At 64.8% G+C, this 14815-nt stretch carries 10 protein-coding genes; 6 read left to right on the plus strand and 4 right to left on the minus strand.

Going from position 1 to position 14815, the window contains the following annotated elements; all coding sequences use genetic code 11:
* The first annotated feature begins 3 nt into the window (after positions 1-3).
* The 3 genes from AC0QC4_RS07530 (at position 4) to AC0QC4_RS07540 (ending at position 5782) form a co-directional block, all read left to right on the plus strand.
* Complete coding sequence (locus AC0QC4_RS07530) at positions 4-489, plus strand: glutathione peroxidase (protein WP_483659124.1); 486 nt, start codon at positions 4-6, stop codon at positions 487-489.
* 78 nt (positions 490-567) lie between these two features.
* Positions 568-4134 carry a DNA polymerase III subunit alpha gene (gene dnaE / locus AC0QC4_RS07535; protein ID WP_483659125.1) on the plus strand — a complete coding sequence of 1189 codons (3567 nt, stop codon included), beginning with the start codon at positions 568-570 and terminating at the stop codon, positions 4132-4134.
* A gap of 40 nt (positions 4135-4174) precedes the next feature.
* Positions 4175-5782 carry a long-chain fatty acid--CoA ligase gene (locus AC0QC4_RS07540; RefSeq protein ID WP_483659126.1) on the plus strand — a complete coding sequence of 536 codons (1608 nt, stop codon included), beginning with the start codon at positions 4175-4177 and terminating at the stop codon, positions 5780-5782.
* Positions 5783-5816: 34 nt separating this feature from the next.
* Here the strand turns inward: AC0QC4_RS07540 and AC0QC4_RS07545 are convergent, their stop codons facing one another.
* From AC0QC4_RS07545 to AC0QC4_RS07560, 4 genes are all read right to left on the minus strand, one after another.
* Positions 5817-6908, minus strand: coding sequence for a PA0069 family radical SAM protein (locus tag AC0QC4_RS07545; RefSeq protein WP_483659127.1), 1092 nt, complete (start codon positions 6906-6908; stop codon positions 5817-5819).
* A 117-nt stretch (positions 6909-7025) separates the two neighbouring features.
* Positions 7026-8480 carry an AMP nucleosidase gene (locus AC0QC4_RS07550; RefSeq protein ID WP_483659128.1) on the minus strand — a complete coding sequence of 485 codons (1455 nt, stop codon included), beginning with the start codon at positions 8478-8480 and terminating at the stop codon, positions 7026-7028.
* A gap of 161 nt (positions 8481-8641) precedes the next feature.
* Positions 8642-9121, minus strand: coding sequence for a redoxin family protein (locus AC0QC4_RS07555; RefSeq protein WP_483659129.1), 480 nt, complete (start codon positions 9119-9121; stop codon positions 8642-8644).
* A 104-nt stretch (positions 9122-9225) separates the two neighbouring features.
* Positions 9226-10101 carry a glycosyltransferase family 2 protein gene (locus AC0QC4_RS07560; protein WP_483659130.1) on the minus strand — a complete coding sequence of 292 codons (876 nt, stop codon included), beginning with the start codon at positions 10099-10101 and terminating at the stop codon, positions 9226-9228.
* Positions 10102-10152: 51 nt separating this feature from the next.
* Here AC0QC4_RS07560 and AC0QC4_RS07565 point away from each other — a divergent pair, with 51 nt between their 5' ends.
* The 3 genes from AC0QC4_RS07565 (at position 10153) to AC0QC4_RS07575 (ending at position 14781) form a co-directional block, all read left to right on the plus strand.
* Positions 10153-10719, plus strand: coding sequence for a YqgE/AlgH family protein (locus tag AC0QC4_RS07565; RefSeq protein WP_483659131.1), 567 nt, complete (start codon positions 10153-10155; stop codon positions 10717-10719).
* 108 nt (positions 10720-10827) lie between these two features.
* Positions 10828-12243 (plus strand): adenosylhomocysteinase, encoded by a 1416-nt coding sequence (gene ahcY / locus AC0QC4_RS07570; RefSeq protein WP_483659132.1) that lies wholly within the window; start codon positions 10828-10830, stop codon positions 12241-12243.
* Between the two features lie 234 nt (positions 12244-12477).
* The gene (locus AC0QC4_RS07575) at positions 12478-14781 is read left to right on the plus strand and encodes a sensor histidine kinase (protein ID WP_483659133.1); all 2304 of its coding nucleotides are present in this window, start codon (positions 12478-12480) and stop codon (positions 14779-14781) included.
* The last annotated feature ends 34 nt before the right edge of the window (positions 14782-14815 follow it).

Raw genomic sequence — 14815 nt, forward strand, 5'->3', positions numbered from 1 at the left:
ACCATGACCAGCCTGGCCGATTTCGACGTCTCGCTGCCCGGCGGCGGCAAGGAAGCGATGGCAAACCATCTCGGCAAGGTACTGCTGATCGTGAACACCGCCTCCAAATGCGGTTTCACCCCGCAGTATAAGGACCTTGAGGCGCTGTACCGCGACTATAAGGATCGCGGTTTCGAGGTGCTGGCCTTCCCCTGCAACCAGTTCGGCGCGCAGGAGCCGGGCAATGCCGAGGAAATCGCCAAATTTTGTTCGCTGACCTATGATGTCAGCTTCCCGCTGTTCGCCAAGATCGACGTCAATGGCGCCAATGCCGACCCGTTGTGGACATGGCTGAAGAAACAACAGGGCGGCCTGCTCGGTTTCGATGGCATCAAGTGGAACTTCACCAAATTTCTGGTCGACCGGCAGGGCAATGTGGTCTCGCGCCACGCACCCACCACCGCCCCGTCGCAGCTGCGCAGCGAGATCGAGGCGCTGCTGGCGGCATAGGCCATCGGTGCGCGCATCGCGCGCCGTACCGATGTTGATGCTGGCCGAATCACATTGCCCTGCTAAGCTGGGTCACCCATGCCGCATGCACCCTTCGTCCCTTTGCGCGTCTTTTCCAGCTACACGATGCTGGAAGGCGCATTCGAGCCCAAGGCGATCGCCAAGGCCGCCAAAACCCTGAAATTTCCCGCTGTCGCCGTGTGCGACCGCAACGGGCTGTACGCGGCCATGCCATTTTCCGATGCCTGCATCGCGGCGGGCGTCCAGCCGGTCATCGGCGCACTGGTCAGCGTCGCGAGGCCCGGCGTCGAACGGCAGGCACCTGCGATCGACTGGCTGGCGCTCTACGCACAGGACGATCTGGGCTACACCAATCTCTGCCACATCGTCAGCGAGGCGCATCTCTCGCCCGGGCCGGGCGAGGAGCCGCATGTCCGGCTCGACCAGATTGCCGGATATACCGACGGCCTGCTGTGCCTCAGCGGCTGCGGCGAAGGCGCGCTGGCGCGGCTGCTGGCCGAAGGGCAAGTGCGCGAGGCGGAAAGCTATGCCGATGCGCTGGCCGGCCTGTTTCCCGATCGGCTGTATATCGAACTGACCCGGCGTAACGACCCGGTGGAGGAAGCAGCGGAAGCCGCGCTGGTCGAGATGGCCTACGCGCGCGATCTGCCGTTGGTTGCCACCAATCCCTGCTGCTTTGCCGATCGCGATTTCCATGCCGCGCATGACGCGCTGCTGTGCATTGCCCAGTCGGCCTATCTTGAAAGCGACGAGCGCCGCAAGAGTTGCCCGGAAGCTTGGCTGAAGCCCGCGGAGGCGATGGAGGATCTGTTCAGCGATCTGCCGGAGGCGCTGGCAAACAGCCTGGTCGTCGCGCAGCGCTGTGCCGTGCGCGCGCCGAAGCGCAAACCGATCCTGCCATCGCTGGCGGGCGATGTCGACGCCGAGGCGGAACAATTGCGCAAGGATGCGCGTGCCGGCCTGATCGCCAGGCTGCAAAAGGTGGCGGCCAAAACCCCGGCTGTCGCGGACGTGGCGGGTGCGCATGGCGACGTCGGGCAAGACCAGGAATTGATCGAGGTGCTTTCCGAAGAAGCGCTCGAAGCGCGCTTTCCGGAGTATTTTTCCCGGCTGACGTTCGAATGCGACGTCATCATCGGGATGAAATTCCCGGGCTATTTCTTGATCGTTGCCGACTTCATCAAATGGGCCAAGGCGCAGAATATCCCGGTCGGTCCCGGTCGTGGCTCGGGCGCGGGCTCGGTCGTCGCCTGGGCGTTGACCATCACCGACCTCGATCCGCTCAAGCTTGGCTTGCTGTTCGAACGCTTCCTCAACCCCGAACGCGTGTCGATGCCGGACTTCGATATCGACTTTTGCGAAACGCGGCGCGGCGAGGTGATCCGCTACGTGCAGGAGAAATATGGGCGCGACACGGTCGCCCAGATTATCACTTTCGGTACGATGAAGGCACGCGCCGTTCTGAAGGATACCGGCCGGGTGCTGCAGATGGGCTATAATCAGGTCGATCGGCTGGCCAAGCTGATCCCGAGCCATCCGACCGACCCCTGGGACCTCGATCGCGCGCTCAACGGCGTCTCCGAACTCGCTGCCATCTACAAGCAGGAAGACGGCGTGCGCCGCCTGTTCGACATGGCGCGCAAGCTCGAAGGCTTGCCGCGGCACAGCTCGACCCACGCTGCGGGCGTCGTGATCGGAGACCGGCCGCTGGCCCAGCTGGTGCCGCTGTACCGCGATCCGCGCTCGGATATGCCCGTCACCCAGTTCGACATGAAATATGTCGAAGGGGCGGGGCTGGTGAAGTTCGACTTCCTCGGCCTGAAGACGCTGTCCGTGCTGCAGGAGGCGCTGCGGCTGCTGGAGCGGCGCGGGGTCGTGGTCGATCTCGACGCGCTCGAATGGGACGATGCGGGCGTTTACGAGCTGCTGCAGCGCGGCGATACGGTCGGCGTCTTCCAGCTCGAATCGGAAGGGATGCGCCGCACGCTCTCGGCGGTGCGGCCCTCCAACTTCGGGGACATCATCGCGCTCGTCTCGCTGTATCGGCCGGGTCCGATGGACAATATTCCGAGCTTCGGCCGCCGCAAGAACGGGCAGGAGGAGATCAGCTACCCGCATCCGCTTCTGGAATCGATCCTTGCCGAAACCTACGGCATCTTCGTCTATCAGGAGCAGGTGATGCAGGCCGCGCAGATCCTCGCCGGCTACAGCCTGGGCGGCGCGGACCTGTTGCGCCGGGCGATGGGCAAGAAGATCAAGGCGGAGATGGACGCGCAGCGGGCCACCTTCGTCGAAGGCTGCGCCAAGCATAATGCGATCCCCAAGGCCAAGGCCAATGAGCTGTTCGACTTGATCGACAAGTTCGCCGGCTATGGCTTCAACAAGAGCCATGCGGCCGCTTACGCGCTGCTCGCCTATCAGACCGCCTGGCTGAAGGCGCATCACCCGCACGAATTCTTCGCGGCATCGATGAGTTTCGACATCCATCAGACCGACAAGCTTTCGGTGTTCGTCGACGACGCGCGGCGGCTCGATGTCGCCATCGCCGGTCCATGCATCAACCGCAGCGAAGCGAGCTTCTCGGTCGAGGAGGCCGGGGACGTGCTGCGGGTGCGCTTCGGCCTGGGCGGACTGAAAGGCGTCGGCGAGCGGGCAATGGAGGAGCTGGTTACCGAGCGCGATGCCAACGGCCCGTTCGCATCGCTCGACGCCTTTGCCGAGCGCATCGACCCGCGCCTCGTCAACCGGCGGCAAATCGAGGCTCTGGCGGCCGGAGGCGCGTTCGAGGCGATCCACCCGGACCGTGCCGCGGTGTTTGCTGGTGCGGAAGCACTGCTCGCGGCGGCATCGTCCGCCGCCGACGCCCGCAACAGCGGGCAAGGCGGGTTGTTCGGCGGCGATGTCGCAACCATGCCGTCGGTCCAGTTGCCCCGCTGCGAACCCTGGTCGATGGCCGAGGCGATGGCCAAGGAAAAGGAGGCATTTGGCTTCTATTTTTCCGCGCATCCGGTGTCGCGATACCGGGCGCTCACCGAAAATCTGCGGGCGCGTACCTTTGCCGAGTTGGCCGCCAGTGCTCCTGCGGCGCCAGGCGAGCGGCTGCCGGCGACCATGGCGGTGCTGGTCGAAAGCGCCAAACCGCGTACCTCGCAGCGCGGCAATCGCTATCTGATGCTCGGCCTGTCTGATCGCTCGGGCCAGTTTCCGGCGAGCTGTTTCGACGAGGCGGCGAGCGATGCGTTGGTGGCACTGGCGGAGTCCGGCGGCTGCGCCCTGCTGCAGGTCGAACTCGATTGGCGTGAAGGCGAGGAAACCCCGCGCGTCGCGGTGCGCAGCGTCCAGTCGCTCGACCGGCTGGTCGAAACTTCTCCGTTGCGGCTGACGGTGACCATTGACCGGGCCGCGCCGCTGCACGAGCTGGCCCGTCTGCTGCGGGGCGGCGGGCAGGGCAGGGGGGAGGCGATGCTGTTCATCACCCCCGACGAGGCAACCGAACCGCTCGCTATCCTGCGGCTGGGGCGCGGCTATGCCATCGATCAGGAGCTGGTGCACCGCATCGAGCGGCTGGGCGGCGTCACTGCGGTGGCCTTGACCTTGTCCGGGGGTATGGCACAGGCAGCGTAAGGCGCGGGCGCCAAAGCCCGGACCAGCAAGGGAGAGTAGAATGCCGCTCGGCGGAATGCAGGACCAACCGCTCGTCGTCACCAGCCTGATCGATCACGCCGCACGCGAACATGGCGCGCGGGAAATCGTGACCTACTGGGCGGACGGCACGCTGGAACGCAGCAGCTGGGGAGACATTCACCGCATCGCCCGGCAGATGGCACAGGCGCTGCAGCGGCTGGGCATGCGCAAGGGCGATCGTATTGCGACGCTGGCGATGAACCACATGCATCATCTGGCTGCCTGGTATGGCAGCGCCGGGATGGGTGGCATTCTCCACACCGTCAATCCGCGACTGTTCGATGAGCAGCTGGTCTACATCATGAACCATGCGGCAGACCGGGTGCTGCTGTTCGACCGGGCGTTCCTGCCCATCGTCGAGCGGCTGCGCCCGCAATTGAAGACGGTCGAGCATTTCATCCTGTTCGATTCCGGCCCGGAAGCCGGATATCTGGGCTTCCGCGAATGGATCGGGGCGGAAGACGGCAATTTCCAGTGGGTTCAGCTCGACGAGCGCGACCCCTGCGGCCTGTGTTACACCAGCGGCACCACCGGCAATCCCAAGGGTGTGCTGTATCTGCACCGCAGCAATGTCATCCACGCTTATGCGCTGCTGCAGCCCGATGTATTCGACCTGTCGGCGCGCGCGGTGGCATTGCCGGTGGTGCCGATGTTCCACGCCAACGCCTGGGGCCTGCCCTATGGCGCGGCCGCAGTGGGCGCGAAGATGGTGTTTTCCGCGACCAACGATGCCGGCGTGCTGTGGAGGCTGATCCGCGAGGAAAAGGTAACGCACAGCGCCGGTGTGCCGACGGTCTGGCTGCAGATGTTCGCGGACATGGACAGCAATGGTGGCGACTGGGGCCGGCTCAGGCATGTTGTGATCGGTGGTTCTGCCGCGCCGCGCGCGATGATCGAACGGTTGATGAAAGCAGGCATCAGCGTCGCTCACGCCTGGGGCATGACCGAAACCAGCCCGATCGGCACGATGGGTGCCAAACCCTGGAACTGGGACGACATGAGCTTCGACGAGCAGGTCGACATGGTCGCCAAACAGGGTCGCGTGCCGTTTGGCGTCGAGCTGCGTGTTGTCGACGACAATGACGAGGAACTGCCGCGCGACGGCAAGAGCAGTGGCCGCCTGCAGATCCGTGGCCTCTGGATCATCCAGCGCTATTTCGAGGCGGAGCATGACGCCGCCGATGCCGACGGGTGGTTCGATACCGGAGATGTCGCCATCATCCACCCCGACGGCATCATGCAGATCACCGATCGCGCCAAGGATGTCATCAAGTCGGGCGGCGAGTGGATTAGTTCGATCGAACTGGAAAATGCTGCGGTCGGTGCGCCGGGCGTTGCCGAGGCAGCGGCGGTGGGCGTACCGCACCCCAAGTGGGACGAGCGGCCGCTGCTGCTGGTCGTGCGCAAGCCGGGCAGCGAGGTCAGCGAGCAGGAGATCGTCGAGCATCTGACCCAGCATGTCGCCAAATGGTGGCTGCCGGACGAGATCAAGTTCGTCGACAGTCTGCCGCACACCGCGACCGGCAAGCTGCTGAAGCGCCAGCTGCGGGACGAGTACAAGACCTACAAGCTGGCATCATTGGGGTAAGGCAGGCGCCCGGCCGAACGGCCTGCCGAAGCGTTCAGATCAGACGCATCTGTCCATCGCGCTCGGGCGCAACGAACAGGTCGGAGCGCAGCGTGCTCGCGGCCCTGTCGAGACCGTAAATGCGGGCTGCGCGCTTGAAACGTGCCCGGATAAGGTCCGCCCACACCCCGGTGCCGCGCATGCGGGATCCGAACGCAGGGTCATTGTCCCGCCCGCCGCGCATGTCGCGGACGATGGCCATCACCTTGCCGGCACGATCCGGGAAATGGGCGTCCAGCCATTCGCGAAACAGCGGGGCCACCTCATGCGGCAGACGCAGCAGGATGTAACTCGCGCGATATGCGCCGGCGCTCGCTGCTGCGGCCAGTATCCGCTCGATTTCGTGGTCGGTGATAGCTGGGATGACGGGCGAGACGTTGACCTGCACTGGGATGCCGGCGGCAGCCAGCGCCTCGATTGCGGCAAGCCGTTTGGCAGGGCGCGGCGCGCGGGGTTCCAGGGTTCTGGCAATCGCCTCATCCAGAGTGGTGACGGATATCGCCACCGCGACCAGACCGCGCCGCGCCATGTCGGCCAGCAGGTCCAGATCACGCAACAGCCGGTCGGATTTGGTCGTAATGATCAGCGGGTGTCCGGTCGAGGCGAGCACCTCGACCACGTCGCGTGTGATGCCCCAGGTCCGTTCTACGGGCTGATAGGGATCAGTATTGGTGCCGATGGCGAGCGGGGCCGCGACATAGCCCGGCGCGGCCAGCTCCTTGCGCAGCAGCGCTGCAGCGTCCGGCTTTGCGAACAGCCGCGTTTCGAAGTCCAGCCCGGGCGAAAGGTCCAGCCACGCGTGGGTGGGGCGGGCATAGCAGTAGATGCAGCCATGCTCGCAGCCACGATAGGCGTTGATCGACCGGTCGAAGGCGATGTCCGGCGAGGTGTTGCGGGTGATTATGGTCCGTGCCCGCTCTACGGCCACCTCGGTCTTGGGGCGGGCAGGCGCGCCGTCGATATCGGCAATTGCGTCGAGCCAGTCGCCATCGGCTTCCCGTTCTGCCAGTCCGAACCGGACCGGTCTGCGGTTGGACGGCGCACGACGCCCTGGGGTCGGCGGAGAGGGGAAAGGTGCACCGTCCATCAGCGCACCGTAGGGCCAGTCAAAGGAACATTACAAGAACAAAATGTGTGTGACGATGCCGAGCCGGGGAGCGAGCAGTGGGATGGGTCGCAAATCCGGCTAGTCACACCGCGTGCTTTAGCGGAACGGCGGCTCGTTGAACGCGCGCAGTTTGCGGGAATGCAGCTTGCTCCCCTCTTCGCGCAGCAGGTCGCAGGTGGTGATGCCGATCTGGAGATGCGCGGCGATCGCTTCCTCATAGAAGCGGTTGGCCTGGCCCGGCAGCTTCAACTCGCCGTGCAGCGGCTTGTCCGAGACGCACAGCAGTGTCCCATAGGGGACGCGGAAGCGATAGCCCTGCGCGGCGATGGTCGCGGATTCCATATCGATGCCAATGGCGCGCGACTGCGAAAAGCGCAGCGCGCTCTCGGAATAGCGCAGCTCCCAGTTGCGGTCGTCGGTGGTCACCACCGTTCCGGTGCGCATCCGCCGCTTCAGATCGGCGCCGCTTTCCCCCGAGACCCGTTCGGCGGCTGCGGCAAGGCTGACCTGCACTTCCGCGATCGCGGGGATCGGGATTTCGCGGGGCAGCACGGTGTCGAGCACATGGTCGTCGCGCAGATAGGCGTGGGCCAGAACATAGTCGCCGATGCGCTGGGTGGGCCGCAGGCCACCGCAGTGACCGATCATCAGCCAGGCTTCAGGGCGAAGCACGGCGAGATGGTCGGTCACGGTCTTGGCGTTGGACGGGCCGACGCCGATATTCACCAGGCTGATGCCTTGGCCACCCGGCGCGATCAGGTGATAAGCCGGCATCTGGTGCCGCCGCCATGCGCTGTCAGCCACCAGTTGGGTGGGGTCGGCGCCAGGCGATTCGGTGTAGAGACCGCCGGCACCCGACAGCGCACTGTACCGTCCTTCCCCGACTTGGCCGGCTGCCCAGCTGACGAATTCATCGACATACCGATGATAGTTGGTGAAGAGGATGAACTTCTGGAAATGCTCGGGCGGGGTGCCAGTATAGTGCCGCAGCCGCGCCAGGCTGAAATCGGTGCGCAGCGCATCGAACAATGCCAGCGGTCGAGGCTCCCCCTGATCGTGGCGAAGCGTGCCGTCAGACAGCTCATCCCCGATAAAGGCCAGTTCGGTCGCCGGAAAATGCCGGGCAAGGTCCTGCGGCGATACTCCGTTGAGCGCACTGCCGGTCAACCCGTCGAGCACATAGGCAAAGGGGATTTCCTGTGTGCTCTGGGTTACCTCGAAGCGGACATCATATTGTTCGCAGATCAGACCCAGCTGCTCGCGCAGATAGGGTTCGAACAGGTCCGGCCGGGTGATGGTTGTCGCATAATCGCCGGTTTCGCTCAAACGACCGAAGGCGACCGACCGACCATTACCATGCTCGACGCCTTCGTAGCGGATGCGCAGTTCCGGATAGTTGAACGCGCCGCTGCTGCGCAGGTGCGGGTCGGGGACCTTGCCCTTGCCGACATAGTCCGACACCGCTTCCCTGAGCCGTCCGACCGACGCGTCATAGCGGCGCTTGATCTGGTCGATGGCGCTGTCGACAGCGGCGGCAGAGGATGTGGGCATGGTCGGTCCTGATCGAGTGAAGTTCTATCCCTAACCGCTTGAGCCGAGCTTGTCGAAGGCCCGCCTGTGCTGATGCGCAAAGCAAAAGAACAGGTCAGGAAATGAGAGCGTCGGCACAAAGGTCAGCCGGCGTAGCTGGCCTGCATCGGTACCGGGCGGTGTCAGAGCTGGCCGAGCATGTGCTCCGCTGAGCTGACCTTGTATTCGCCCGGTGCCTCGACGTTGAGCTGTTCGACCACGCCGTCGTTGACCACCAGTGAGAAGCGCTGGCCACGGGTGCCCATGCCGAACTTGCTGCCGTCCATGGTCAGGCCCAGCGCCTTGACGAAGTCGGCATTGCCGTCGGCCAGCATCGTCAGGCCATCGGCACCGGCCTGCTTCGCCCACGCGCCCATCACGAAGGCGTCGTTCACCGCGGTGGCCGCGATCTCGTCGATTCCCTTGGCCTTGAGCTCGGCCTGCTTCTCGATGAAGCTGGGCAGGTGGCGCGCCGAACAGGTGGGGGTGAAGGCACCCGGAACCGAGAACAGCGCGACTCGCCGACCCGCGAAATAATCGGCCGACGCAACCGGTTCGGGACCGGCTTCGGTCACCTTGATCAGCGTGGCGGCGGGAATGGTATCTCCAACGGCGATGGTCATCGACAGGCTCCTTACGGGGTTCAGGCAAATTGATTGCCGCGCCTATATAGGGAGAGCGCCGGTCCTGCCAGCAGGGGCAGAGCGGAAAATATCTGCAGCAGCGTCTACCATTTGAGGTTGCCCTGCTTGAGGCCGCTGCTCCGCATCAGGTCTATGCCCCGCCGCGTTTCGCCGTGCAGCGCCATCGTCACGCCGGTTTCGAACAAGGCGATCGCCTGCGCGGCATCGCGCTTGTCCGCTGCCAGCGCTGCCTCAGCGCGGCTGCCCAGCGCCGAAGCTGCCTTGTCCATTGCGCGGGCGGTGGCTGTCATAAGTGCCGCCCGGTCATCGCTGAGCGACCCGGCCCGCCGCCGATAGTCGACCAGAACTTCCGGAACGAGGCCGCCGACATGTCCCGCACCGAGCAGGCGCAGCCAAAGGTCGAGATCTTCAGCAGCGCGCAGCGAGGGATCATAGCCTCCCACGGCCAGCAAGGCGTCGCTGCGGATGGTGCAGAGGCCGAAGACACGGGTCTGGTCGGTCAGCACGCCCTGCAAGGTGACTGGCTCGGCCTGGCGGTAGCGGTGCGAGAATATCTGGCGGTGGTCGCTACCCTCGCAAAAAGATTCGGCATCACAGGTGACGAAGGCGACATGGGGCTCGCCTTCGATCCGGGCGAGCATGCGCTCCAGATAGGCCGGGCGATAGCGGTCGTCGCTGTCGAGCAGCGAGATATAGGGCGCGCGGGCTGCCGCGATGCCGGCGTTGCGCGCCGCCGCAAGGCCCCCATTGCTTTGCTGGATCAGGCGAAAGCGCGGGTCTGACAGATATGGCGTTATCGCGGCCACGGTTTCGTCGGTCGAGCCGTCGTCGACCACAATCGCCTCGAAATCCTGCATCGTTTGCGCGCACAGCGACTGAAGGGCCTCACCGACATAGGGCGCGACATTGTAGGCCGGGACGACCACAGAAACGCGGGGGGTGGCGGCAGCGCTGGGCATGGCTTCAAGGTTTGGCTGGACGGCGATGAACGGCGGCATAATATAGCCGCCATGCCCCCGCCAGCCGATTTACCCTATTTCACCGGAAAATTGCTGCTCGCGCTGCCGGCCATCGGCGACCCGCGTTTCGACCATGCGATCATCGCCATGGTCAGCCACGACGCTGACGGCGCGATGGGCATTGCCATCGGTCAGGCCGGTGACTTTACCGTGTCCGAGGTGCTCGATCAGGCGCAACTGCCCGGCAGCATCACGCCCGATCCGCCGGTGATGATAGGTGGACCGGTGGAACCGCAGCGCGGGTTCGTAGTCCACAGCAGCGATTGGGGCGGGCAGGGGACGATCGACGTCGCCGGGCGGTTCGCAGTGACCGCTTCCCTCGACGTGCTGCGCGCCATTGCAGAGGGCCGCGGGCCGGGTCGCTGGATGCTGGCCATGGGATATGCCGGTTGGGGCGCGCAGCAACTGGAGGGCGAGATCGCCGCCGATGCGTGGCACGTAACCGATATCGACGAGGCAGTGCTGTTCGATTTGGCACCAGAGTCCCGTTGGGCAGCAACGATGGCCCGCGATGGCATCGATCCCGCGCGGATAGCGGTGCGAGGTGGGCGGGCGTAATCAGCCGTAGGCCGGGACTGATATAAACAAATCTTTATATCACCTTGCCCTCGGCCCGTTGCGCGGCTAAAGGCGCGGGCAATTCCAAACTTTCCCGGAGAATTTCCAGTGGCCACCACCGCCCGCGCCAATGACTATGTCGTTGCCGACCTCAGCCTTGCCGATTTCGGCCGTGCGGAGATCAACATCGCCGAAACCGAAATGCCCGGCCTGATGGCGCTGCGGCAGGAATTCGGCGCGTCGCAGCCGCTGAAGGGCGCGCGCATCACCGGGTCGCTGCACATGACCATCCAGACCGCAGTGCTGATCGAGACGCTGACAGCTCTCGGTGCCGAGGTGCGCTGGGCGACCTGCAACATCTTCTCGACGCAGGACCATGCCGCCGCCGCCATCGCCGCGACCGGCGTGCCAGTGTTCGCCGTGAAGGGTGAGAGCCTGGCCGATTATTGGGATTATGTCGGCGACATTTTCAATTGGGGCGCGGACACCGATGGCACCACCGCCAACATCATCCTCGACGATGGCGGAGACGCCACCATGTTCGCGCTGTGGGGTGCGAAGCTGGAAGCTGGTGCCGAGATGGGCGAGCCGGAGAATGAGGAAGAAGTCGAATTCCAGCGCGCGCTCAAGGCGTTCGTCGCGAAATATCCCGGCTATCTGACCGAGACGGTCAAGAACCTGAAGGGCGTTTCGGAAGAAACCACCACTGGCGTCCACCGCCTTTACGAAATCGCCAAGAAGGGTGAGCTGCCGTTCCCGGCGATCAACGTCAACGACAGCGTCACCAAGTCGAAATTCGACAATCTCTATGGCTGCAAGGAATCGCTGGTCGACGCCATCCGCCGCGCCACCGACGTGATGCTGGCTGGCAAGGTCGCCTGCGTTGCCGGCTTTGGTGACGTCGGCAAGGGTTCGGCCCAGTCGCTCCGCAACGGCGGCGCGCGCGTGATGGTCACCGAAATCGACCCGATCTGCGCACTGCAGGCGGCAATGGAAGGCTTCGAGGTCGTGACCATGGATGAGGCGGTCAAGCGCGCCGACATCTTTGTCACCGCCACCGGCAATGCCGATGTCATCACCGCCGACCATATGGCGGCGATGAAGCCGATGAGCATTGTCTGCAACATCGGTCACTTCGACAGCGAGATCCAGATTTCCGCTCTGTCCAACTACAAGTGGACCGAGGTGAAGCCGGGCACCGACCTCGTCGAATTCCCCGACGGCAAGCAGATCATCGTCCTCGCAAAGGGCCGGCTGGTCAATCTTGGCTGTGCTACCGGGCACCCGTCGTTCGTCATGTCGGCCAGCTTTACCAACCAGACGCTGGCGCAGATCGAGCTGTGGACGCGCGGCGACCAGTATAAGAACGAAGTCTACGTGCTGCCAAAGCACCTCGATGAGAAGGTCGCGGCGCTGCATCTGGAAAAGCTCGGGGTCAGCCTCTCCAAACTGACGCCCAAGCAGGCCAATTACATCGGCGTGCCGGTCGAAGGCCCGTTCAAGCCGGATCATTACCGCTACTGATCCCCCGGCCTGCGCGGAAATTCGCCGCAGTTATGCTGTCGAAGGGTTGACGCATCGCCGCTCGCTTCGGGCGGAGAGCCGATCTTTCGACAGCCGCGGCGTGGATCAGCATAGACGAAGCGTTGGCGCGGCGAGTCAAACCGTTGCATGGCCGCCCTTTGCCAGCACCCCGCTTTGCGCTAGGCGAATGGCCATGCCAGAAATCGCCCGCGCAGGGGAAGCCCGCTCCCATCCATGACCATGCCGGATTCGACCACGCTTGCCCTCGTCGGCATAATCGCCGCGCTCTGGCTCGCAGCGGCGGTCTGGGCAGTGGTGCGCGGGCTGACCATGCAGCGCCGCGCGGCTTATTCCGAACGTCGCGCCCATCAGCTTGCAGCGATGATCGAAGTCGGTCCGTCGCGTCCCTTGATCGTCCGCTCTGACGGACGGATCGAAGGCGGCGGCGACTGTGCCGCCCTGTTCGGTTTCGACATCCTGCCGTCGACGCTCGACGCGCTGCTAGGCCAGGATGGCGATGCGCTCACCCACGGCGACGGGCAGGCGCTGGCGGAAGAAGTCCGGGCCGCGCAACGGACGGGCAAGGCGTTCACGCTTACCGTGCAGGATCGCCAGGCGCTGCGCACGCTCAAAATCCGCGGCGGCCCTTTGCCGCCGTCCTTCGGACAGCAGGGCGCGGCACTACTGTGGGTGACCGACGCGTCGGCCGACGAAGCGCGCGTCCGCAAGCTGCAGCGCCAGCGCAGCGATGCCGTTGCGGCGTTCGACGCCATTTCGGCCCTGATCGAGGCCGCGCCCTTTCCGATGTGGTTCCGCGACACGGACCTGTCGCTGGCGCTGGTCAACCGCGCCTACGTCGAGGCGGCAGAAGCCGGCGATGCACAGGAGGTGGTCGCACGGCAGACCGAATTGATCGAGCCTGTCGCCGGTGTAAGCGCCCGCGACGCGGCGAAGCGCGCAGGCGACGCTGGCGAACCCGTCACGCGCATCGTGCCGGTCACCGTGAGCGGCGAGCGGCGCATCATGGAAGCGGTCGACGTGCCGATCGCCGAAATCGGCGTCGCGGGCTATGCCGTCGATCGGCAGGAGCTGGAGGATGTGCGCGCGGAATATCGGCGTTTTGCCGATGCGCGCCGCTCGATGCTCGACCAGATGTCGGCGGCGGTCGCCGAATTCGGTCCGGACCGCCAGCTTCGCTTCGTCAATCGGCCCTTCTTGCGACTGTTTCTGGTGGATGAGGAATGGGCGGCTTCGGCCCCCCCGTTCGAGCGACTGCTCGACCGGTTGCGCGACAATGGCCGAACACCCGAAGTGCGCGATTTCCCGAGCTGGCGGGCCGAACGCCGCGGCTGGTTTGCCGCGGCGGACCTGATCGAGGAGAGCTGGATGCTGCGCGATGGCACGCACTTGCGCACCGTCGCCCAGCCCACCCCCGACGGCGGCTTGCTGCTGGTGTTTGAAGACCGCACGGAACAGCTTCGACTTGCCTCGGCGCGCGACACGCTGCTGCGGGTGCGCACTGCAACCTTCGATAATTTGTACGAGGCGGTCGCCGTGTTCGCGCCAGACGGCAAATTGCACCTGTGGAACCAGCGCTTCCGTCGGCTGTGGGATGTGCCGGAGGAGTATCTCACTGCTCATCCCCGCGTTGATGCATTGATGGAGCGGATCGCTCCCCGGCTGCGCGATCCGCGTCAGCAGGGTGTCGTGCGCCAGATGATTGTCGGGGCCGCCGGCGAGCGCCAGCAACGCAGCGGCCGCATCGAATTCCGCGAAGGCCAGCAGTTCGATTTCTCCGCCATTCCGCTGCCGGATGGCAACGCCCTGTTCACGCTGATCGACGTGACCGACAGCCGTCGCATCGAGCGTGCTCTGCGGGAGCGGGCAGAAGCGCTCGAAGCGGCCGACAAGGTCAAGACCGATTTCCTCAGTCGCATCAGTTATGAATTGCGCACGCCGCTGACATCGATCGGCGGTTTCGCGGAGATGCTGCAGGGTGGTTACGCGGGTGAACTGAGCACCAGCGGCAAAAGCTATGTCCAGGCCATTCTCGATTCCACAGCAGCACTCGGCGCGCAGATCGATACCGTTCTCGATCTGGCGCAGAGCGAGGCAGGCACCTTGCCGCTTGAGCGTCGGCCGATCGCGCTCGACGCACTGGTGCGTGCTGCTGCGGCGGCCTTTGCAGAGCAGGCGAAGGCCAACGGCATAGACATCACGCTGGAACTGAAGATCGGGCTCGGCACGATCTCCGGCGATGCCAAGCGGTTGCGGCAAGCCATCGATCAGGTGCTTGCCAATGCCCTTACTGCCTTTGCCGATGGGAACAGCGATCGCCGGATACTGATCCATGGGGACGGGGACGCAACCTCTGCGCAGATCATCGTTTCGGACAACGGGTCCGGCATTGAGCCAAGCGGTTCGCGGGCCGTCGGCATCGCACTGGCGCGTCAGCTTGTCCAAGCGCACGACGGGCGTTTCGAGCAGGTCGCGCGCAAGGGCGAGGGCGCGATGATTGCGATGTTCCTGCCGCGATGAGGCAATGTGGCGGCCGACGATCACCCGCCCTTGC

The sequence above is a fragment of the Sphingomonas sp. jy18 genome, assembly GCF_056931895.1.